This is a genomic window from Clostridium chrysemydis, assembly GCF_015234215.1.
Classification (GTDB): Bacteria; Bacillota; Clostridia; order Clostridiales; family Clostridiaceae; genus Clostridium; species Clostridium chrysemydis.
Map to the genome: position 1 here is coordinate 136889 of NZ_JADEKP010000004.1, position 22061 is coordinate 158949.

The 22061-nt window shown below is 29.3% G+C and carries 17 protein-coding genes; 13 read left to right on the forward strand and 4 right to left on the reverse strand.

Features of this window, described 5'->3' with window-relative positions:
* Positions 1 to 34 precede the first annotated feature (34 nt).
* Together INR60_RS12020 and INR60_RS12025 are read right to left on the reverse strand one after the other, a co-directional pair.
* Complete coding sequence (locus INR60_RS12020; protein ID WP_194191781.1) at positions 35 to 1336, reverse strand: glycoside hydrolase family 125 protein; 1302 nt, start codon at positions 1334 to 1336, stop codon at positions 35 to 37.
* 21 nt (positions 1337 to 1357) lie between these two features.
* Complete coding sequence (locus INR60_RS12025; protein WP_194191782.1) at positions 1358 to 2038, reverse strand: DUF624 domain-containing protein; 681 nt, start codon at positions 2036 to 2038, stop codon at positions 1358 to 1360.
* 206 nt (positions 2039 to 2244) lie between these two features.
* Between INR60_RS12025 and INR60_RS12030 the strand changes: the two genes are divergently transcribed.
* From INR60_RS12030 to INR60_RS12080, 11 genes are all read left to right on the forward strand, one after another.
* On the forward strand, positions 2245 to 3972 hold the full coding sequence (locus tag INR60_RS12030) for a sensor histidine kinase (protein ID WP_194191783.1): 1728 nt from the start codon (positions 2245 to 2247) through the stop codon (positions 3970 to 3972).
* Between the two features lie 5 nt (positions 3973 to 3977).
* A complete protein-coding gene (locus INR60_RS12035; protein WP_194191784.1) occupies positions 3978 to 5498 on the forward strand; it encodes a response regulator transcription factor in 1521 nt (506 codons plus the stop codon).
* Between the two features lie 219 nt (positions 5499 to 5717).
* A complete protein-coding gene (locus INR60_RS12040; RefSeq protein ID WP_194191785.1) occupies positions 5718 to 6677 on the forward strand; it encodes an ABC transporter permease in 960 nt (319 codons plus the stop codon).
* 20 nt (positions 6678 to 6697) lie between these two features.
* Positions 6698 to 7657 (forward strand): carbohydrate ABC transporter permease, encoded by a 960-nt coding sequence (locus INR60_RS12045; RefSeq protein ID WP_194191786.1) that lies wholly within the window; start codon positions 6698 to 6700, stop codon positions 7655 to 7657.
* A gap of 54 nt (positions 7658 to 7711) precedes the next feature.
* Positions 7712 to 10843, forward strand: a complete 3132-nt coding sequence (locus INR60_RS12050; RefSeq protein ID WP_194191787.1) for an alpha-mannosidase — start codon at positions 7712 to 7714, stop codon at positions 10841 to 10843.
* Between the two features lie 82 nt (positions 10844 to 10925).
* The gene (locus INR60_RS12055; RefSeq protein WP_194191788.1) at positions 10926 to 12722 is read left to right on the forward strand and encodes a beta-N-acetylhexosaminidase; all 1797 of its coding nucleotides are present in this window, start codon (positions 10926 to 10928) and stop codon (positions 12720 to 12722) included.
* A 114-nt stretch (positions 12723 to 12836) separates the two neighbouring features.
* Positions 12837 to 14285 carry an extracellular solute-binding protein gene (locus INR60_RS12060; RefSeq protein WP_194191789.1) on the forward strand — a complete coding sequence of 483 codons (1449 nt, stop codon included), beginning with the start codon at positions 12837 to 12839 and terminating at the stop codon, positions 14283 to 14285.
* Positions 14286 to 14427: 142 nt separating this feature from the next.
* Positions 14428 to 14913, forward strand: coding sequence for a DUF6106 family protein (locus tag INR60_RS12065; RefSeq protein WP_194191790.1), 486 nt, complete (start codon positions 14428 to 14430; stop codon positions 14911 to 14913).
* A gap of 16 nt (positions 14914 to 14929) precedes the next feature.
* Complete coding sequence (locus tag INR60_RS12070) at positions 14930 to 16036, forward strand: ABC transporter ATP-binding protein (RefSeq protein ID WP_194191791.1); 1107 nt, start codon at positions 14930 to 14932, stop codon at positions 16034 to 16036.
* A 16-nt stretch (positions 16037 to 16052) separates the two neighbouring features.
* Positions 16053 to 16994, forward strand: coding sequence for an ROK family protein (locus INR60_RS12075; protein WP_194191792.1), 942 nt, complete (start codon positions 16053 to 16055; stop codon positions 16992 to 16994).
* 272 nt (positions 16995 to 17266) lie between these two features.
* Complete coding sequence (locus INR60_RS12080) at positions 17267 to 17854, forward strand: zinc dependent phospholipase C family protein (RefSeq protein WP_194191793.1); 588 nt, start codon at positions 17267 to 17269, stop codon at positions 17852 to 17854.
* 87 nt (positions 17855 to 17941) lie between these two features.
* Here the strand turns inward: INR60_RS12080 and INR60_RS12085 are convergent, their stop codons facing one another.
* Positions 17942 to 18166, reverse strand: a complete 225-nt coding sequence (locus INR60_RS12085; RefSeq protein WP_194191794.1) for a DUF3892 domain-containing protein — start codon at positions 18164 to 18166, stop codon at positions 17942 to 17944.
* 179 nt (positions 18167 to 18345) lie between these two features.
* On the opposite strand from INR60_RS12085, the gene INR60_RS12090 reads away from it, so the two are divergent.
* Both INR60_RS12090 and INR60_RS12095 read left to right on the forward strand, forming a co-directional pair.
* Positions 18346 to 18699 (forward strand): ArsR/SmtB family transcription factor, encoded by a 354-nt coding sequence (locus tag INR60_RS12090; protein WP_238480444.1) that lies wholly within the window; start codon positions 18346 to 18348, stop codon positions 18697 to 18699.
* Between the two features lie 14 nt (positions 18700 to 18713).
* Entirely contained in the window at positions 18714 to 21101 is a 2388-nt protein-coding gene (locus INR60_RS12095; RefSeq protein WP_194191796.1) for a heavy metal translocating P-type ATPase, read from the forward strand.
* 89 nt (positions 21102 to 21190) lie between these two features.
* Here the strand turns inward: INR60_RS12095 and INR60_RS12100 are convergent, their stop codons facing one another.
* Complete coding sequence (locus tag INR60_RS12100) at positions 21191 to 22021, reverse strand: phosphatase PAP2 family protein (RefSeq protein WP_194191797.1); 831 nt, start codon at positions 22019 to 22021, stop codon at positions 21191 to 21193.
* Positions 22022 to 22061 lie beyond the last annotated feature (40 nt).

Consider the following 22061-nt stretch of genomic DNA (forward strand, 5'->3'; position numbering starts at 1 on the left):
AAGAGGAATGCAAAAATTGCATTCCTCTTTTATTTTAAAGTTCTATTTTTTTAACTATTAATGTTTCGTATATAAAATGTGCAAATAGAGAGTTTGACCAAGCAAACCAATCACGAGTAAATTCACTCGGGTTGTCTACATTAAAACCTTCATGCATAAAGCCTGTACCTGCATCAGTAGAAATAAGAGTATTTATTAAATCTTTTATTTCTTTTTCATCATTACTTGTAATTCCTTGCATAGATAAAGCTATATGCCAGATATATCTCTCTGGTGTATGAGGACTTCCGATTCCTTTAGCTACTTTTCCTTCGTAATAAAAAGGATTATTTTTGCTTAATATAAACTTTCTAGTGTTTTTATAAAGCTCACTATTTGAATCTTCAAATTCTATATAAGGAATTGATAAAAGGCTTGGAACGTTAGCATCATCCATAAAGTTATGATTACCTAAGCCATCTACTTCGTAAGCGTAAATATCAGAAAACTCTTCATTTTTAACTACGCCGTATTCTTTTATTCCTTTTAAAATTTCAGACCTTAGCTTTTTAGCGCGGGTTTCTAAAGTTTCGTCTTTGTAGATTTCTTTTGCTATTTCTTCAACGTAGCTTAAAGCTACAGAAGCGAACATATTAGCTGGAACTAAGTAGCCAAACTCACAAGCATCGTCGCTAGGTCTAAACCCAGACCAAGTCATACCAGTATAAGAAACAGGAGTTCCAAGTCCGTTATTACAAAGAGTATCTGTTTTAGAGCAGTTTAATCTTTGGAAAGAGTAATCAGACTTTTTAGAGTGATCTTGTTCTACTATCCAAAGGTCTATTATCATATTTAAAACCTTTTTTATTTTGTCATTAAAAAATGATGAATCATTTGATTCTTTGTAGTATTTATATATTAAACGTATAGGGTAGCAAAGAGAATCTATCTCGTATTTTCTTTCCCAAACCCAAGGGCTGTCTTTTGTTATATCGTTGTCCCACTTTTGACCATTAGGCTCTTTATTAAAAGCATTCGCATAAGGGTCTATCAATATACAATCCATTTGTCTATTTATAAGGCCTGTAAAAAGTTCTTTTAAGCAGTCATTATCTTTTACAAAAGGAAGGTAATGCTCTATTTGAGAAGTTGAATCTCTAAGCCACATTGCAGGAATATCCCCAGTTATTACGAATGTGTCGTCTTTTTCAATACTTACAGTAGTTTCTATAGTATTTATAAAGCAGTTATAGAATATGTTTTTAAGCTTTTCATCTTTAATATTTGATGATATATCTTTTCCTATATTTCTTATAGTTTCTTTTATATTTGTAAGTTTAGTGTTTGTCTCGTTCATAAGTACCTCCAAAGTTTTATGTTAACTATTATTTTTTGAAATCTGTTCTAATTCATGAATTAAAGCTCTATTAAAAAATATTATTGCAAAAGCAAAAATGCTTATTATAAATAAAGACATAGTTGCAGGTGAAATCTCAAATAAGATAAGTGCAACAACAAAAAGTAGTATGTTTGTTATAGTGATTATCGGTCTAGTGAAAGTTAGTATAAATGAAGTCCTTAAAATATCTAAAGGTTTCATAGAAAACCTACTAATTAAGATATAGATATAAGGAGTAGCTGCAAAAACTAAAATTAAGATTGCAGAAAAAATACAAACTAAAATTATGCTCTTATAAATTGAAGTAAAGAACTGAATGTTTGAATAAAGAGCTAGTATTATTAAAAGCTCTGGTATCCAAATCTTTAAAGATGGAATAAAGTTAAGTTTTATTCCTTTTTTAAAGTCAGAAAAAGGTTCTAAATCTTTACTAAATACAAGTCTTCTCATGCAATATAAAAGTGCAGTAAAAGCTGGTGCAGCTGGAATTAAACAAAGTAAAAATAATGGAAAGTAGTTAAACATGTTGCTTATTCCAACAAATATGAAAAATAATACAACAGGTATATTAAAAATCATAAAAAATAAATTAAGTATAAAGAACCAAAAAATATAATTGAAAGTATCAAATATTTTATCTAAATTAAATATCTCTTGCATAAATTATCCCCTCGCTTTGAAAATGTTTACTTTTTAATAACTATAGTATAAGTTATAATTCAAACTTTAATGAACTTTTTATACATAAAGTTAGAATAAATACACTAAAAATATAATATTTCCCATAAAAAAATCTTTTAACATCAGGCTCGTTATGGTTAAATAAAGGTGGTAAGGGAATAAAGGGACGGGGAGTTTAATTAAATATGAAAAAATCAATGATTTACAAAAGATTATTTTTAATCTACATGGGTGTGATTATTGTACTTGTAGGAGCTTTAGATATATTTTTTATAGATAGAGTTAAGAGAAGTATGATGCAAAGCAAACTATATATTAACGAAAAGGTGACTTATGATGTTAATGATGAGCTAAATAAAATTGTGAATTCAACTAATTTTATAACTAAGATGATGTATAACGATTCATTTGTACTTAATGATATTATTCACTTTTTAAATACTGATTTAGTTACTTATTCAAAAGATAAGCTTAATAAATTTTCAGAAAGTGAAGAACATTTCTATAGGGGAATAGAATTCTTTACGATGAATGCATTTACTTCAAATGAGAATTTAGAAACTATATCATTTATAAGTTATGGTAAAGAAGAAGTTAGAAAGTTTAATAGAAGAAATCAAATTTCAGTAGAAAAGTTACCTAAGCTATTAAAAAATAATAGCGACAAATTATCAGATGCTTATTTTGATAAAAATACTATAAGCTTTGTTAGAAAGATAAGGGATTCTAGAAATTTAAAAGATAGAGGCTCTATAGTACTAACTTACAACTTAAATGAAATAGATAAAGTTATGAAAAAATATAATGGTGAGCATGATATTTTGATTTTAGACCCGAGTGGAAATTCAGTATATAACTCAAAAGGAGAGTATAAGTACGAGCCTTATGAGTATTTTGAAAAGATAGAAGAAAGTAAAGATATTATTAATTTAGAACAAAAATATTATATAAGCAAGACTAAAGGAAACAGTGATTTACTTATAGTTTCTAAATTTAAAAAAAGTGGAGTAAAGATTCCAATTCAATACATACACTCACTTGTAATAGTAGATATTATATTACTTGTTGTTTCTATAGGAATAGTAATTTCAAAATTAAGAAAGTTTAGTGATAGAACAGATAAGATATTAATCGCTATGGAAAGCGTTAAAAGCGGAAAGCTAGATGTAGAAATACCGATTAGTTCAAAAGATGAAAATGATGAAATTAAATATATATCAGAAAACTTTAATGATATGTGTACCGAGCTAAATGAAAACATAGAAAAGAGCTATAGAGCTGAGCTTAATCAAAAAAAGGCTGAGATGGTAGCACTTCAAAACCAAATAAATCCGCACTTTCTATATAACACTTTAGAAGGTATAAGGATGAAAGCTATCTGTAATGGTGATAGAGAGGTCTCTAAGATGCTTTATACTTTAGCATTTTTATTTAGAAAGCAAGTAAAAGATAAGAGTGTAATTCTTTTAAAAGATGAACTTGAATACTGCACTAAATATATTGAGATATTTAAATTTAGATATGAGGATAGTTTTGATTTTAAGATAGATTGTGATGAAGAAGTTTTAAATAATGAGATAGTAAAATTTACTCTTCAGCCTATTATAGAAAATTATTTCGTACACGGGATAAGGCTAGATAGAGAAGATAATTTACTTAGGATAGAGATTAAAAGATATGGGGAAAATATTTTAATATCTGTTATAGATAATGGGAATGGGATAAGCGATGAGAAGCTTGAAGAACTAAATAATAGTTTAAGAAATAGAACTTACAAAGGGAAATCTATAGGACTTACAAACGCTAACGAAAGAATAGTTATAGCCTATGGAGAAGAATATGGTATAGGATTTGAAAAAAATAAGGGACAAGGGGTAATGGTAGTTGTAAAACTTCCATTTAGAGAGGAGTAAATTTTATGTATAAAGTTATGCTTGTTGATGATGAGAAATTAATAACAGAAGGACTTAAGAATTTAATCGATTGGGAAAAGTTAAATTTAGAGGTTGTAGCTACTGCAAATAATGGTGAGGAAGCTTTAAGAAAACTTAAAGAAGAAAAGGCGCATATAGTTATTACAGATATTAATATGCCTGTTATGACAGGGCTTGATTTGATAAAGGAAGTTAAAGGGAAAGATAATAAAACAAACTTTATAATTTTAAGTGGATATGATGAATTTTCTTATGCAAAAAAGGCTATCGAGTATGGGGTTGATAGTTATATTTTAAAGCCAATTGACGAAGAGGAATTAGAAAAAACATTAATAAAACTTTTAGCTAGAATTGAAAAGAGCAAAAAAGAAAAGAAGGATGTTTTATATAAAAACACAAAATTACTTCAATTTATAAACGGGAAAATAAATAAAGAAGAGATTTTTAAAATTGAAGAGGAATTAAATATTCCTTTAAGTGGCAAGAGCTATACAGTTAGTAGCATAATTTTAAACAAGAAAAATGAAGATGGAAGATATATAAATATAGATGAAATAATAGAAGAATATAGCGACAAAACTTACGAACTTCTTCATAAGTTTGACGGACAGACTATCCTTATAAATTCATGGGATTTAGATGTCAAAAATGAAGATGTTTCAAAGTACTTTAATTTTATAAAGGACAAGCTTATAGAAAAGATAGAAGGAGATGTTTTTATAGCTGTAGGTGATGTGACAAAAGATATAGATCTACTAAAAAACAGCTTAAATTCTTCTAACAAATTAAAAAAATATATCTTAACAGAAGGAACAAATATTTGTTTAACTTCAGAGGATGTAACAAATATAAAAGATTATAAAACTAATTTTTCAAAGGAAATAGAAAGATTAAATAAGATTATAATAGAGAAAGACGGAAGCGGGGCAAAGATGTTTTTAGAAGGGCTTATCGATGATATAGCTTTAACTCCTAAAAATATTTATGATTTATCTATAAGGGTAGTTATGCTTATAGATAAGATATCAGACGAATTTAAGGTAGATAAAAAATACGTAAAAGATAGTTTAAGTTCAAATATAGTAGAGCTTTGTAGTGAAAGTACAAGAGATAGCATAAAAGCCTTTTTAGTATCAGAAATCGAAGAACTTATAAGCGTTATGTATTCTACTACTAAAAGATACAGTCCTGTAGTTTCTCAAATAGTAAGCAATATAGAAGAGAGGTATTCAGAGGAACTTAGCCTTAAAACTTTAGCTTACCAATATAATATAAACAGTTCTTACTTAGGTAGAATTTTTACGAAAGAAGTAGGGATGTCTTTTTCAGACTACTTAAATAAAGTAAAAAATACTAAGGCAAAAGAGCTTATTTTAGAGACAAATATGAAAATAAACGATATAGCAAAAGCTATAGGATATACTGATACTAGCTACTTTTACAGGAAGTTTAAAAAGTATTATGGTATCTGCCCGTCAACTCTTAGAGAAATGAAAAATTATTAATATAAAGCTTTTTAAGATATTTAAAGGTATCTTAAAAGGCTTTTTTTATCCTTTAAAACAAAAATAAGATAGAGTTTAAAAGAGAATTTTTAAGTGAAAAAATCATTTATGTAATTTGTACAGTAAATCTAGATTTATTCAACTTTCGAGGTAAATAGTGGGTATGATATATTTAAATTGACTTAGGGAACGTTTACAAGTGAAAGAGGGGGAGAATCTATGGAAAATGTAAAGAATTTAAATATTAAGAAAAAGCCTTCAAGGCTTCAAAGATTAAAAGCGAATAAAGAATTATTATTTTTAACATTACCAGGAACAATATGGTTTGTATTATTTGCATATTTACCTATGTTTGGGGTTTTAATAGCATTTAAAGAGTGGAGAATCCACGGAGGGTTCTTTGAAAGTTTATTTAAAAGTGAGTGGGTTGGATTTAAGAACTTTGAGTTCTTATTTCAAAGTAGTGACGCTTGGTTAATTACAAGAAATACTATCCTTTATAATATAGTATTTATTATTTTAGGAATAGTATTACCAGTAACTTTAGCACTTTTCTTAAAGGAATTATTAAATAAGAAGTTATCAAAATTCTATCAAAGTTCAATGTTTTTACCATACTTCTTATCTTGGGTTATAGTAAGTTATTGCTTATTTGCTTTCTTAAGCCCAGACAAAGGTTATATGAATACAATCTTAGAGGCTTTAGGAAAAGAAAATGTATCTTGGTACACTGAGCCTAAGTTTTGGCCATTTATAATAATCTTTATGAGTCAATGGAAGGGTGTAGGATATGGAACAGTAGTTTACCTTGCATCTATCTGCGGTATAGATAAATCTTACTACGAGGCAGCTATGATAGACGGTGCTACTAAATGGCAACAAGTTAAATACATCACATTACCATTACTTAAACCAGTAATGATAATAATGTTTATAACAGCTGTCGGAGGAATGTTTAGATCAGACTTTGGATTATTCTATCAATTACCTAAAAACTCAGGAGCTTTATATCCAGTTACAAATGTTATAGATACTTACGTTTATAGAGGGCTTACAAACCTTGGTAACATAGGAATGAGTTCAGCTGCAGCGTTATATCAATCCTTTGTAGGATTAATACTAATATTAGTTACTAATGGAATCGTTAGAAAAGTTGACAACGAAAATGCATTCTTCTAGGGAACGGGGGTTTAAAAATTATGGATAAACTAAAAAAAATATTTAAAAGTAAAAATAAAAACCAAAGTGATGGAGATGGAGTAAATAAATTTAACTCTATATCAAAGAAAACAAACTTTGGATTAAATATATTATTTGCAGCACTTGCAGCACTTTGTATATTACCTTTTATATTTGTTCTTATCATATCTCTTACAAGTGAGCAGTCGCTTAGACTTAACGGATATAGATTTTGGCCAGACGAGTGGAGCTTAGAAGCGTATAGATATATCTTCACATCAGGAGATCAAATTTTAAGGTCTTACGGAATAACAATTACAGTTACTATTCTTGGAACATTAATAGGATTAGCTATTATGACAACTTATGCTTACGCATTATCTAGAAAAACATTTGCATATAGAAAGTTTTTTACAAAACTAATCTTTATACCGATGTTATTTTCAGGGGGAATGGTAGCGTCTTATATGGTCATTACTAGATTCTTAGATTTAAAAAATACTATTTGGGCTCTTATACTTCCGATTTGTGTAAGCTCATTTAACATCATAATATTAAGAACATTCTTTAAAACAACAGTACCAGACTCTATAGTAGAGTCAGCTAAGATAGATGGAGCATCAGAACTTAAGTTATTTTTAAAGATAATACTTCCGATATCACTTCCAGCTATAGCGACTATAGCACTATTCTTAACTTTAGGATATTGGAACGATTGGTTTAACGCAATGCTTTATATAGATAAAGATAGTTTAATACCACTTCAATATTTACTAATTAGGATAGAGACATCCATGGAGTTCTTAGTAAATAACGCATCTTCATTAGGATCAAGTGCAGCGGAGGCTGCATCAAAACTTCCAACTGAAACAGCAAAGATGGCGATAGTTGTAATCACTACACTTCCTATAATTTTTGCATATCCATTCTTCCAAAAATACTTTGTAAGTGGATTAACAGTTGGAGCTGTAAAAGAATAATAAATATTTAAAATAATATAGCTAATTGATTTATGAAAGGTAAGGGATAAAATTATGTATTATTTATTAGAAAGAATTGATAAAACTTGTGGGGAAATTGCAAAGCATGTTTATAGAGATGAGATATGCTTAGAGAATTATAAATATATAGATGGAAATTATCACAATATAGATTTAATTAAAGAAGTAGATGAAAGTGAATTTAGAGAATTTAAAACAGGAGATCTTTGGGGAGGAAAAGACTGCCACGGGTGGTTCAAATGCTCAGTTGAAGTTCCAGAAAGCTTTGAAGGAAAGACTATAGCTTTAAACTTCCACACTTTTGATGAAGGGTGGGATGCTACAAATCCTCAATTTATTCTTTATGTAAATGGCGAGCAAATCCAAGGAGTAGATATAAATCACAGAGAAATAATCTTAACTCATAACGCAAAAGCTAACGAGAAATACGAAATAGACTTACACGCTTACGCTGGAATGCTTGCAGACAAAAAGGCAACACTTCACGGAAAACTTGTAGTTATAGATATGCCAGCTAGAGAATTATATTGGAATTTAAAAGTTCCAGTTGACGTTTGCAAAGAGTTAGAAAAAGAAGATAAAAATAGAATAGATATGATAACTGTTTTAAACGATGCTATAAACTTAATTGATTTAAGAAGACCTAAATCAGAAGAGTATGATGAAAGCGTAAGAATCGCAAACGAATTTTTAAACGATAAGTTTTATGGAGAACTTTGTGGTCACGAAGATGTAGTTGCAACTTGTGTAGGTCACACTCATATAGACGTAGCTTGGCTTTGGACAGTAGCTCAAACTAGAGAAAAGGTTGCTAGAAGTTTCTCAACTGTCTTAAAGCTTATGGAAGAATACCCAGAATATATCTTTATGTCAAGCCAACCTCAATTATATAAATTCCTAAAAGAAGACCACCCAGGGATTTATGAGAAGGTTAAAGAAAAGGTTAAAGAAGGAGTTTGGGAACCAGAAGGTGCTATGTGGCTTGAAGCTGACTGTAACGTAACTTCAGGTGAGTCATTAGTAAGACAAATATTACACGGGAAAAGATTCTTTAAAGAAGAGTTTAATGTAGATAATAAGATTTTATGGTTACCAGATGTATTTGGATATTCAGCTGCACTTCCTCAAATCTTAAAAAAATCAGATGTAGATTATTTTATGACAACTAAGATAGCTTGGAACCAATTTAATAAAATTCCAAACGACACATTTATGTGGAGAGGGATTGATGGTTCAGAAGTATTAACTCACTTTATAACAACTACAGGACCAGGACAAGAAAAAGAGTCACACTTTACAACTTATAACGGACATATCCAACCGGACGCAATAATGGGTGCTTGGAGAAGATATCAAAACAAAAATATAAATAACGATGTATTAGTTTCTTTTGGATGGGGAGACGGTGGCGGCGGAGCTACTTTAGAAATGCTTGAAAACGGAAGAAGACTTGCAAAAGGAATTCCAGGTGCGCCAAGAGTAAAGATGGGTACATCTTTAGATTACTTCAAAAGATTAGAAGAAAAAGTTTCAGGAAATAAGAAGTTACCAAAGTGGGTAGGAGAGTTATACCTTGAGTACCACAGAGGAACTTACACTTCAATGGCTAGAAATAAGAGAGACAATAGAATCTGTGAAAATGTATTTACAGCAGCAGAAAAATTAAACTCTATGTCAATGTTACTTGGAGGAGCGTACCCTTATAAATGCATAAAAGATTCTTGGGAAACTATATTATTAAATCAATTCCACGATATAATCCCAGGTTCATCTATAAAAGAAGTTTATGATGTAACTGAAGTTGAATATAAAAAATTAATAGAAGACGGAAAAGAGTTAGTAGGGGAAGGTTTAGGAAATATCGCAAGAAATATAGACTTAAAAGACAGAAGCGTTGTAGTATCAAATACTTTAGGTTTTGAAAGAGATGATATAGCAACATTTGATATTCCAGAAGATATAGAAAACCCTGCAGTTTTAGATGAAGATTTAGAAGAATTAATTTGTCAAAAGATAGAAGGAAATAAAGCTATATTCTTTGCAAAAGGAATACCAGCAAACGGACACAAATCATTTAAGATAATAGAAAAGACTAAGAACGCGACAGAAGATGTAGAACTTTCAAAAGACTTTGCAGAAAATAAATTCTTCAAAATAAAGTTTGATGAAAAAGGACAAATAAAATCATTTATAAATAAAAAAGCTAACAGAGAAATCTTAAAGCCTTCTGAAGTTTTAAACGAGATCCAAGCTTTTGAAGATAAGCCAATGTGCTTTGATAACTGGGATATAGATATCTACTTTAAAGAAAAGATGTGGAAGATAGATGACGTTCAAAGTATAGAAGTTATAGAAAAAGGTCCTGTTAGAAGCACTTTAAAGATAGAGAGAAAGTTCTTAGAATCTACAATAATCCAAAAAGTATATATCTATAACGATTTAGAAAGAGTAGATTTTGATACTTACGTAGATTGGAAAGAAAAAGACATAGTAGTTAAGGCTGCATTCCCAGTTGATATAAACACTAAAGAAGCTACTTTTGAAATTCAATATGGAAACGTAACTAGACCTACTCACAACAACACTTCATGGGATGTTGCAAGCTTTGAAGTTTGTGGACACAAATGGGTAGATTTATCAGAAGGAGATTTTGGAGTTTCACTTTTAAATAACTCAAAATACGGTCACGATATAAAAGATGGAAATATGAGATTAACATTATTAAAATCATCTTGCGATCCAAACCCAGATGCTGATAAAGAAGAGCACTTCTTCACTTACTCACTTTATGCACACGAAGGAACATTTAAAGAAGCTAAAACAACTAACAAAGCATACGAGTTAAACACACCTTTATTTGCAAAAGTTGAAGAAGCGCATGAAGGAAAATTAGAAAGCAAATTAAGCTTAGCTAAAGTTGATAAAGACAACGTTATGATAGAAGTAATCAAAAAAGCTGAGGATTCAGACCACTTAATTATCAGAATGTATGAATTCAATAACAAGAGAACAAACGTAAACCTAGAGTTCTTTAAAGATATAGAAGAAATTTTTGAATGTAACTTACTTGAAAGAGATTTAGAAGAGATTACTCCTTCTAAAAACAAGATTACATTTACTATAAAACCTTACGAAATCAAAACATTCAAATTTAAATTAAAATAATATAGTTAAATTTTCTAGAAGTATTTACTACAAACATAGTAAATACTTCTCTTTATATATAAAAGAAGGGAGATAAAAAATTATGTATTTAATACCAAAACCTAAAAGTTATAAAGAGTCTAAAGGGGATTTTAAGATTAGAAGGGGTATGGATATAATTATAAGTTCTAATTCTAGCTTTGAAGAGTTAGATTCTGCAATTCTTCTTCAAAAAGAAATATTAGAAAGCTTTGGATTTAAGTTAAGCATTAGAAAAAGCTTTAAGGAGTTGGATAGTTCAATAGTTTTAATAAGGGATGACTCTTTAAAAGATGAAAGCTATAAGTTAATTGTAGAGGAAGAAAAGATAAAGATTATAGGAAAGGGCGGAAGCGGTGTATTTTATGGAGTTCAAACGCTAATTCAGCTTATAAGAAGAGATGGAACTTTCTTAAAATGCTTAGAGATTTTTGATGAGCCTTATTTTAAAAATAGAGGGTATTTTCATGACGTTACTAGAGGAAAGGTTCCAAAGCTCCAAACACTTAAAGAACTTATAGATAAAGCAGCCTTTTATAAAATAAATCAAATCCAGCTTTATATAGAGCATAGCTTTGCCTTTAATGGGATGAGTGAAGTTTGGTTAAACAAAGATCCTATAACTCCTGAAGAAATTTTACTTTTAGATAGCTATGCAAGAAAGAGGCATGTAGAATTAGTTCCAGCACTTGCAACATTTGGACACCTTTACGAGGTTTTAAGAACAAAGACATATGAAAAGTTATGTGAACTAGAGAATAAAAATACAGACGAATTTTCGTTTTTTGAGAGGATGGCTCATCACACTTTAAACGTAAGTAATGAAGAGAGCATAGAATTAGTTAAAAATATGATAGAAGAATTCATTACGCTTTTTACATCAGATAGGTTTAATATCTGCTGTGATGAAACTTTTGATTTAGGAAAAGGAAGAAGCAAGGATCTAGCTAGTAATATTGAAGAAGGAAGGCTATACGTTGACTTTTTAAATAAAGTTATAGATATAGTTAAAAAGCATAATAAAAAAGTCTTGTTTTGGGGTGATGTTATAGTAAATCACAAAGAGCTTTTAAGTGAAATACCAGAAGATGTAGTTTGTTTGAATTGGAACTATTCAAAGGATGCTACAGAAGATAGTACAAAGGTTATAGCAGAGAGTAATAGAGAACTTTATTTATGCCCTGGAGTTTGTGGCTGGAATAAACTTATGAATTTAATAGATAACAGCTTAGAAAATATTTATAAAATGGTAAGTTACTCTAAAAAATACAAAGGGATAGGAATATTAAATACAGACTGGGGAGATTTTGGTCATATTAACCTTTTTGCAAATTCTATAGTAGGACTTGCCTATGGGGGAAGCTTAGCTTGGAACCCGAGTGTAGATAGGGAGTTTGATAAATTCTATGAGGAAATATCTTTAATAGAGTTTGGAGACAAAACTGAAACCTTAGTAAAGCTTTTAGAGACGCTTTCAAAATGTCAAAAGGTAAGTTTTGAAGAAATAGTAAGATTTAAAGAATTCAACAATGAAATAGTAAATACTGATATAGATATTTTAAAAGAAGACTTTAAAATTTCTAAGCTAATAAGCGAAGAAATTCAAGATTTAGCATCTGAAGTTTCAAGTAAAAGGGATATGCAAGAATTTATTATTTCTTCAAGAGGTGTAGTATTGATAAATGAATTCTTTATAAAAATTAAACAAGATAGTAGTGATAAAAAAGAATTAGCCTTAAAGTTTGAAGAGTGGTTTTATGATTATATGAAGGTTTGGAGAGATAGAAATAAGGAGAGTGAACTATATAGATTAAGAGAAGTTATAGAGTATTTGTGCAGTTATTTAAGAAGTGATAATTAGAAAGTGAATTTATTTAAGTAAATGTTTAAAATGTCCACTATAAAAGAAATTTACCATAATCTATAATTAAATTGTAAACGTTATTAATAAAGATTGGAAAGGGGAATTATAGATATGAAATTTAAAAAGATTGTTGCTATTGCAGCTTGTGCAATGCTTACAGCTACAACTATTTTAACAGGATGCGGAAACTCAAATTCTGCTGCAGGAAAAGGAAAAGACGATGTAACTACTTTAACTTGGTACTCAATAGGGAAAGAGCCAACAGATTTAAAATTAGTAGTAGATGAAGCTAATAAATACTTAGAAGAAAAGATAAATGTAAATTTAGACATGAAATTTATAGACTTTGGAGATTACAACCAAAAGATGTCAGTAATCATAAACTCAGGAGAAGATTACGATTTAGCATTCACTTGCTCTTGGGCAGGAGACTATTTAGGAAATGCTAGAAAAGGAGCATTTTTAGAATTAGATTCATACTTAGATAATCAAGGAAAAGATATGAAAACTGCAATAGACCAAAGATTCTGGGATGGAGCTAAAGTAGATGGAAAAACATATGCAGTTCCAAACCAAAAAGAACTTGGAGTTGCACCTATGTGGGTATTTACTAAGGAATATGTTGATAAATACAAAATACCTTATGAAGACCTTCATACTTTAGAAGACTTAGAGCCATGGTTAAAATTAATAAAAGAGAAAGAAAAAGGAGTAACACCTTTATATATAACTAAAGGATTCTCATTTACAACATTCTTCGATCAATTAGTAGATCCAGCTGGTATCTTATTAACAGATAAAAGCTTAAAGATTCAAAATATGTTTGAAACTGAAGAAATGAAAAAGACTTTAGATACTTTAAGAAGATTCTACAAAGAAGGATATATAAATGCTGACTCAGCAACAGCTCAAGATGATAAGACAGTTAAAAGATTTGTAACTAAAGGAGATGGACAACCTTATGCAGATACTCTTTGGTCAAAGACTTTAGGTAAAAAAGTTGTTTCATCAACTATAACTGATACTTGGATAACTAACGGTTCAACTACAGGTTCAATGATAGCAGTTTCAAAGAACTCTAAAAATCCAGAAAAAGCAGTTGAATTCTTAAATCTTTTAAATACAGATGCAAAATTAAGAAATCTTTTAAACTATGGTATTGAAGGAACTCACTATGAAAAAGTTTCTGATAACCAAATCAAATTAATAGAGCCAGAAAAGAAAAAATATGATGTTCCATACTTTGCTATGGGTAACTTATTTATAACTGATGTTTTAGAAGAAGAGCCTAAAGACAAATGGGCAGCTTTTGAAAAATTCAATGATGATGCTAAGGTTTCACCAGCATTAGGATTTAAATTTAACACAGAAAAGGTGACTAACGAAATCGCAGCTATAAACAATGTTTTAGAAGAGTTTAAAGCTACACTTTATAGTGGATCAGTAGATATTGATGATTATTTAGGTAAATTAAACGCTAAGTTAAAAGAGCAAGGACTAGATAAAGTATTACAAGAGATGCAATCTCAACTTGATGAGTGGAAAAAGACTCAAAAATAATTTTTAAATTAAGGGATGCTTAGCTTAAAGGTTAAGCATCCCATTATAAAAAATATATTACATAATAAAAAATATAAATTTGGAAATAAACTTTTATTTAAAGTTATATATAGATTTAAAACTAAGGGAGAAGGGGTATAGTATGGATATTTTCTATGAGCAATTTATTACTAAGGATTACGGGGATATACAAAAAAAGTTTCAAAGTGTTAGAAATACTTTAGTTATTTTAGCTATGATTTCAGCGGTTTTTGTTGGAACGTTTGGTGTTGTAACTTTCTTAATGGGATACGTAATACTTGGGCTTATAGCAAGAAATCTTTTTTTAGAGTATGAATACGAGATAACTGAAAATGAATTAGTTATAACAAAGATCATGAATAAGAAAAAAAGAAAAGTTATAACTACATTGAATATAGAAAAACTAGTAAATGCTTATAGTTTAGAAGAAGCAAATAATAAAAATATAAGGGTAGTAAATGCTTGTATAGAAGATGATAAAAAATTAAAAGAAAAAATTTTAGTTATAAATAGAGACTCAAAGCTTGTGGGGTTTAGAGTAGCTATGGATAAAAAACTATTATCTATATGCAGAAAGTTAAATCCAATGTGTTTTAACAGTTTATAAAAGGGAGGAAGCAAAAATGGCAGGATTAGTATTAAAAAATATCGATAAAATATATGAGAATGGGTTTAAAGCAGTAAATGATTTTAACTTAGAAATAGAGGATAAGGAATTTATAGTTTTTGTAGGACCATCAGGGTGTGGGAAATCAACTACTTTAAGAATGATAGCAGGACTTGAAGAAATTTCAGGTGGAGAATTATATATAGGTGATAGATTAGTTAATGATGTAGCACCAAAAGATAGAGATATAGCTATGGTATTCCAAAACTATGCACTATATCCTCATATGACAGTATATGATAATATGGCTTTTGGATTAAAGCTTAGAAAGATGCCAAAAGAAGAAATAGAGAAAAAGGTAAGAAATGCAGCAAGAATTCTTGATATAGAGCATCTTTTAGATAGAAAGCCTAAAGCATTATCAGGAGGACAAAGACAAAGGGTTGCTATGGGAAGAGCTATAGTTAGACATCCTAAAGTATTCTTAATGGACGAACCTTTATCAAACTTAGATGCAAAGCTTAGAGTTCAAATGAGAACAGAGATAGCAAAGCTTTATAGAGAGCTTAAAACTACATTTATATATGTAACTCATGACCAAACAGAGGCTATGACTCTTGGAACTAGAATAGTAGTTATGAAAGATGGACTTATTCAACAAGTAGCGAGTCCTAAAGAAATATATGAAAATCCAGCTAATATGTTTGTTGCAGGATTTATAGGAAGTCCTCAAATGAATACTTTCTATGGAACAACTTACGAAAAAGAAGGTAAAGTATTCTTAAAAATGTTAGATAAAGAAGTTGAGGTTCCTAAAGATAAGGCAGATATACTTAGAGAAAAGGATCATGCAAACGCAGATGTTATAGTAGGAATAAGACCTGAAAATATAAGCTGCAAAAAAGCAGACGTAGACAAGGCGGAAGTAGTATTTGAATCAGAGATAGAAGTATCAGAAAACTTAGGTGCAGAAACTTTCCTTTACTTAAAAGCAGAAGGAAGACAACTTATAATTAAAACTGCAACAGCAGAAAACTTAAATACTAAAGGTAGCCTAAGATATATAATGGATTTAAATAAATTACACATTTTTAATAAAGAAGAGCAATATACAGTTTTCTAAATAAAGGGGATTAAATATGGAAAAGTTATTTATAGGGATAGATTTAGGTGGAACTAAAATATATTCAGCCCTTGCAAATAAGTCTGGGGAGATACTAAAAGAAATAGTAGTTCAAACTGAAGCTTTTAAGGGTGCTGACTCGATAGTTCAAAAGATTAAAGATAGTATAAGCTACTTACTACAAGATATAGATAAAGAAAGAGTAGTAGCTATAGGGATAGGTTCGCCAGGACCGTTAGATGTAAAAAATGGTCTTATTGCAGAGCCTGCTAATTTACCTTTTAAAAATTATAATATAGTAAAAGAATTAGAAGATACTTTTAAAATACCAGTTTGTTTAGATAATGATGCAAACGTAGCTACTTTAGCTGAGCATAAATTTGGAGCTGGAAAAAACACTGAAAATATGGTCTATGTAACTGTAAGTACAGGAATTGGGGGAGGTGCTATATTAAATGGTAAAATATATAGAGGTAGCACTTCAAATGCATTAGAAGTAGGACATACAACTGTAAGTACTAAAGGAAGAAGATGTGGCTGCGGAAACAGAGGCTGCGTAGAATCTTTATCTTCTGGAACTGCAATTTCAAATTTAGCAAATGAAGCTCTAAAAAGCAGAGCAAAAACTTCTTTAAGAGAATACAATGAAGTAACAGCAAAAGAAGTCTTTAAAGAAGCTAAAAATGGTGATAGATTATCAAAAGAAATCTTAAAAGAATCTCTTTCTTACTTAGGAGTAGCTGTTTCAAATTATGCAAATATATTTGACCCAGATATTATAGTAATAGGTGGAGGTATTTCAAACGAGTGGGATATCTTATCTGAAAGTATAAATGAAGAGATGGAAAAGAGATGCTTAAGTACTATTTTAAATAACTGTAAGATAGTTAAAGCAAAGCTTGATGGAAAGTCAGGGGTGCTTGGTGCTATTGCACTTGCAATAACAAAAATTGATTAAAAATTACTTAAATAAAAATTGGGCTATACTAAATATGTATAGTCCAATTTTATTAATTTGAAGACATATGTAAAATTTATTTATTAATTTAGTTAATTTAATAAAAATAATTTGAAAAATTCAAATATAAGACTATAATTAGTTTATTGGAATAAATTTAAAGATATAGGCAAAAAATTTAAATTAGCCAAGAAAACGACCTACTTTAAAAATTCAGTTTATAGTAGAATTATAATAAATTCACTTAAATATTATAAGGAAGTGATGTTAATATGATGGCAGGCACACATAAGCTTATCGCTACAAACATCTATAACAATTTTGATATTGATAAGCAAATGTTTGTAAGCAAGAGATCTTATATATGGGGCAATATAAAGCCAGATTATATATCAAAATACAAGTTGAAAAAGCATTATTTTAATGAGAGTATAGATATGATTATTGAAATAATAGAAACTTTATCAGAACTTTCAATAGACGAGATTAGAAACGATATAGGAATTGGGAAATTTAGTGCAGCGCTAGGAGTAGCAACTCATTTTATATGTGATTATTACTGCTTAGCTCATTATGAGAGATGGGAATTCAAAAATGCTATTAAAAAGCACGTGACGTATGAAAGAGAATTATCTAAGATAGCTAAAAGCTACGAACTTAAAAACCTTTCATGTTTAACACATAAAGGGATAGAGATAAATAGAATAAGGGATTTTATAGATACAACTTTAGAACTTTATTCAAAAAATCCTGGAACAGAAAGTGATTTAAACTTTGCATATTACGTAAGTAATACAATAATAAACGTTATATTAGATAATATAATTGAAAACAGTGTAAAAATAGCTGAAGCTATTTAAAAAGATGTTGAACTTTTAAAGTTCAACATCTTTTTTTATAAAATAAGAAATTAAATTATATAGAGTAGATTGCTAAAAAGCTATTTATTATGAATGTATAACAATAACAGGCAAGTCTTTTAAATTTTTATCGTAAGGTGCAAGGCCTACACTTCCATCAAAGTTGTTTATAAGTGTTACGTTAGTTATCTCTCCAGACTTAGTCATATAAACAGCAGCGGTCTTATCGATTTGGTGACCGTTTGATAACTCGTAACCTACGATTCTTCCCCCTTGTTTAACAAGTTTAGTTATTTTAAGATTTTCTTCCATTAAAAAGACCTCCAAAAAGAATATTTAATATAAATAATTAATAATATGTTTAGTAAACATAATTTCAATATTATCATTCGTAAAATAATTATAAATTATTCAGATTTAAAGTTGACAAAATCACTAAACAATCATATAATGAACATATGAACAATCATTCATATGAAAAGAGGGATTTTATGAAAGAAGCAGATAGATGTAATTGTAATGTCATTCACGAAGATGTAGTGAATGAAGTTAAAGATAAACTTCCAAAAGAAGAAACACTATACGATTTAGCAGAACTTTTTAAAGTTTTTGGAGATACAACAAGAATTAAAATTATTTGTGCACTTTACGAAGCAGAGATGTGCGTTTGTGATTTAGCAGTACTTTTAAATATGACTCAGTCAGCTATATCACATCAGTTAAGAACATTAAAAGCTAATAGACTAGTTAAATTTAGAAGATCAGGAAAAGTAGTTTATTACTCACTTGATGACGAGCATATTATGAAAATATTTAATCAAGGATTAGACCACGTAAGTGAATAAAGGGGGATAAGAATATGGACGCTAAACTTAAACTATTACTAGAAGGTTTAGATTGTGCAAACTGTGCAGGTAAAATTGAAAATATAGTTAATAATTTCGATGAAGTAAAAGAAGCTAGTATAAATTTTTCATTTAAGCTATTAATTATATCTTACGATGAAGAAAAGATTACAGAAAAAAAACTTATAGATAAAGTAACTAAGGTAGTAAATGAACTTGAGCCCCAAGTTAAAGTAATGAAATATAAAATAGCATCTAACAAAAAATCAAATAATGATTCAAAATCTAAAGTTAAATTAACTTTAGAAGGGCTAGATTGCGCTCACTGTGCTGGGAAGATTGAAGAAAAGGTAAATAATTTAAGTAACGTAGATAGCGCAAGCTTAAATTTCCCTATGAAGCTTCTTATAATTAATTATGATAAAGATAAAGCTTCAGAAGACAATATCATAAAATCTGCAAAAGATATAGTAAATGATTTAGAACCAGGAGTAAAGGTTAATAAGTATAAAGATAACGTATCTAAAACTAATACTTCAAAAGTCACAGAAAAAGAAAATAAAATAATCCAAGTTATAAAAGAAAACTATGGATTATTCGCAGGAACAATATTCTTTATTTTAGCTATGGCTTTAGATAAGAATGTTTGGTTATTTTTAATATCTTATATTTTAGTAGGTAAGGGAGTATTACTAACTGCCTTTAATAACATTAGAAAAGGGAAAGTTTTTGATGAAAACTTCTTAATGTCAGTTGCAACTATAGGTGCATTTGCTGTAGGAGAGTACCCTGAGGGTGTAGCAGTTATGATTTTCTACGAAATAGGAGAGTTATTCCAAAGCTACGCTGTTAATAGATCAAGAAAATCAATATCAGCCCTTATGGATATAAAAGCAGAATATGCAAACCTAATTACAAACACAGGCGAAATTAAAGAGGTAAATCCAGAAGACGTAAAGGTAAATGATATAATCCTAATAAAATCAGGGGAAAGAGTTCCTTTAGATGGAGAGATAATCGAAGGAAGTACAAGCGTTGATTCTTCAGCTTTAACAGGTGAATCACTTCCAGTATCTAAAAAGCCTAAAGACGAACTTTTAGCAGGTTCAATAAACTTAGGTGGCGTTATAAAGGTTAAGGTTTTAAAAGAGTTTGAAGATTCAACTGTTGCAAGAATATTAGAGTTAGTTCAAAATGCTAGTTCTAAAAAGGCTGAAACTGAGAAGTTTATAACTAAATTTGCAAAATACTATACACCAATAGTAGTATTTTCAGCTTTAGCACTTGCAATAATTCCACCACTTGTAATTCCAAATACTACTTTTGATGAGTGGATATATAGAGCATTAATATTCTTAGTAGTTTCTTGTCCTTGTGCTTTAGTAGTATCAGTTCCTTTAGGACTTTTTGCAGGGATAGGAGGAGCTTCTAAAAAAGGAATATTAATTAAAGGTGGAAACTATTTAGAAGCTTTAAAAGATGTAGATACAGTAGTATTCGATAAAACAGGTACTTTAACTAAAGGTACTTTTAAGGTAACAAAGATAGTATCAGATAATTTAAGTAAAAGCGAAGTATTAAGATATGCAGCTTTAGGAGAGCAATATTCAACTCACCCTATAGGGACTTCAATACTTGAAGAATTTAAATTATCTTCAAAAGAAGAAATAGGAAAAGTTAAAATAGATAAGCATGAAGAAGTAAGTGGTAAAGGAATAGTTTACTATATAGATTCAAAAGAAGTTTTAGTTGGTAATAGCAAGCTTATGGCAATTAAAAACGTTAAAACTCCTGAAATTTTAGAACTAGGAACTATAATACACGTTGCTTTAGATTCAAAATATATAGGAAGCATTGTAATTTCAGATCAAATAAAAGAAAATTCAAAAGAAGCTATAGAGGAACTTAAAGCTTTAGGAATTAAAAATGTAGTAATGCTTACAGGTGATAACAAAAATACAGCAGAAAAAGTTTCAAAAGAACTTGGTATTGATAATGTGTATGCAGAACTATTACCACAAGATAAAGTTACAAAGATTGAAGAGTTACTAGAAGGAGAAAATAAAGGCAAGGTTGCCTTTGTTGGAGATGGTATAAATGATGCCCCAGTTTTAGCTAGAGCGGACGTTGGAGTAGCTATGGGAGGAATAGGTTCAGATGCAGCTATAGAGGCAGCAGACGTAGTTTTAATGAAAGATGAACCTACAGCTTTACCAGAATCAATCAAAATAGCAAGAAAAACAAGCAAAATCTTATGGCAAAATATTTATTTCTCTCTAGGCGTAAAATTAATAGTTTTAGTTTTAGCAACACTTGGAGATGCAAATATGTGGGAAGCTGTTTTTGCAGATGTTGGAGTAACATTAATCGCAGTTTTAAACTCAATGAGAGCACTTAAATAATAACTTTTAAGAAAATAAAAACTAGGGGTTTGGTATGCTTTCTTTATAGATAGAGCATATCGTATTCCTCTAGTTTTTTTAATTTAAGTTTAAGAATGAATTTTAAACTTCATAAATATATATGGCGAAATAGTAAGGCCATAAAAGCATAAAGAAAAATATTTTAAAAATTCTACGATTAAAGTCTTATTAAAAAGGTTAAATATAAAGTATATAAGAATTAAACCTATAGCTAAGATTAAAAGTTTTAATATATTTTGTTTTATATCTGCCTTAGGGTTAAAGTTAATGTATTTTTGGTCGATTAATAAAGATAGATTAAGACCTAAAAAAGACCCTATGGCTTTAGTAAGATCAGAGCTTTTAAAAACTAATCCTAAAATTAAGAAAATAACTAAAGTTATTAAAAATAATTTTTTAGGCTTATCAAATGATAAATCAAAAATTTTATTTGAAATAAAAACAGAAACTATTCCAAAGATAGTTCCCAAAATAACATCTATAGGCCAATGCACACCTAAATAAAGTCTTGATAGTGGAACGAGTATCATCATTACTATCCCAAGGGCTAAAATCCATTTCTTTTTAAATTGAGTTATTAAAAAAGTAAATGCTGTAGAATTACCTTGTGAGTGGCCAGAAGGAAAGGAACTACCAGTAGCAGTATTGATTTCGCTACTTTTAATTCCAGGTGTTCCTATAGGACGAGATTCGTTAAAAATTCCTTTTAATATGTTATTTAAACAAAAAGAAAAAAGCATAGCATATATAAATTTAAACCCAATCTTTTTATTTATAAATAAAAAGAAGATAATACCTAAAATCACACCTAGAGTTTGACCTCCTAGGTTTGTTATGATTTTAAAGAATGTATCTAATGAAGGGTTTGCATAGCTTTGAATAAATTGTATTACTTCCATTATATGTCCTCCATTAATTATGTAGTTTGAAAATAATTAT

Excerpts from the sequence above, each read along its gene's own strand:
- INR60_RS12030 (WP_194191783.1), top strand. The coding sequence starts at position 2,245 with ATGAAAAAATCAATGATTTACAAAAGATTATTTTTAATCTACATGGGT.
- INR60_RS12035 (WP_194191784.1), top strand. The coding sequence starts at position 3,978 with ATGTATAAAGTTATGCTTGTTGATGATGAGAAATTAATAACAGAAGGA.
- INR60_RS12065 (WP_194191790.1), top strand. The coding sequence starts at position 14,428 with ATGGATATTTTCTATGAGCAATTTATTACTAAGGATTACGGGGATATA.
- INR60_RS12085 (WP_194191794.1), bottom strand. The coding sequence starts at position 18,166 with ATGGAAGAAAATCTTAAAATAACTAAACTTGTTAAACAAGGGGGAAGA.
- INR60_RS12095 (WP_194191796.1), top strand. The coding sequence starts at position 18,714 with ATGGACGCTAAACTTAAACTATTACTAGAAGGTTTAGATTGTGCAAAC.
- INR60_RS12080 (WP_194191793.1), top strand. The coding sequence starts at position 17,267 with ATGATGGCAGGCACACATAAGCTTATCGCTACAAACATCTATAACAAT.
- INR60_RS12075 (WP_194191792.1), top strand. The coding sequence starts at position 16,053 with ATGGAAAAGTTATTTATAGGGATAGATTTAGGTGGAACTAAAATATAT.
- INR60_RS12100 (WP_194191797.1), bottom strand. The coding sequence starts at position 22,021 with ATGGAAGTAATACAATTTATTCAAAGCTATGCAAACCCTTCATTAGAT.
- INR60_RS12055 (WP_194191788.1), top strand. The coding sequence starts at position 10,926 with ATGTATTTAATACCAAAACCTAAAAGTTATAAAGAGTCTAAAGGGGAT.
- INR60_RS12050 (WP_194191787.1), top strand. The coding sequence starts at position 7,712 with ATGTATTATTTATTAGAAAGAATTGATAAAACTTGTGGGGAAATTGCA.
- INR60_RS12020 (WP_194191781.1), bottom strand. The coding sequence starts at position 1,336 with ATGAACGAGACAAACACTAAACTTACAAATATAAAAGAAACTATAAGA.
- INR60_RS12070 (WP_194191791.1), top strand. The coding sequence starts at position 14,930 with ATGGCAGGATTAGTATTAAAAAATATCGATAAAATATATGAGAATGGG.
- INR60_RS12060 (WP_194191789.1), top strand. The coding sequence starts at position 12,837 with ATGAAATTTAAAAAGATTGTTGCTATTGCAGCTTGTGCAATGCTTACA.
- INR60_RS12045 (WP_194191786.1), top strand. The coding sequence starts at position 6,698 with ATGGATAAACTAAAAAAAATATTTAAAAGTAAAAATAAAAACCAAAGT.
- INR60_RS12040 (WP_194191785.1), top strand. The coding sequence starts at position 5,718 with ATGGAAAATGTAAAGAATTTAAATATTAAGAAAAAGCCTTCAAGGCTT.
- INR60_RS12025 (WP_194191782.1), bottom strand. The coding sequence starts at position 2,038 with ATGCAAGAGATATTTAATTTAGATAAAATATTTGATACTTTCAATTAT.
- INR60_RS12090 (WP_238480444.1), top strand. The coding sequence starts at position 18,346 with ATGAAAGAAGCAGATAGATGTAATTGTAATGTCATTCACGAAGATGTA.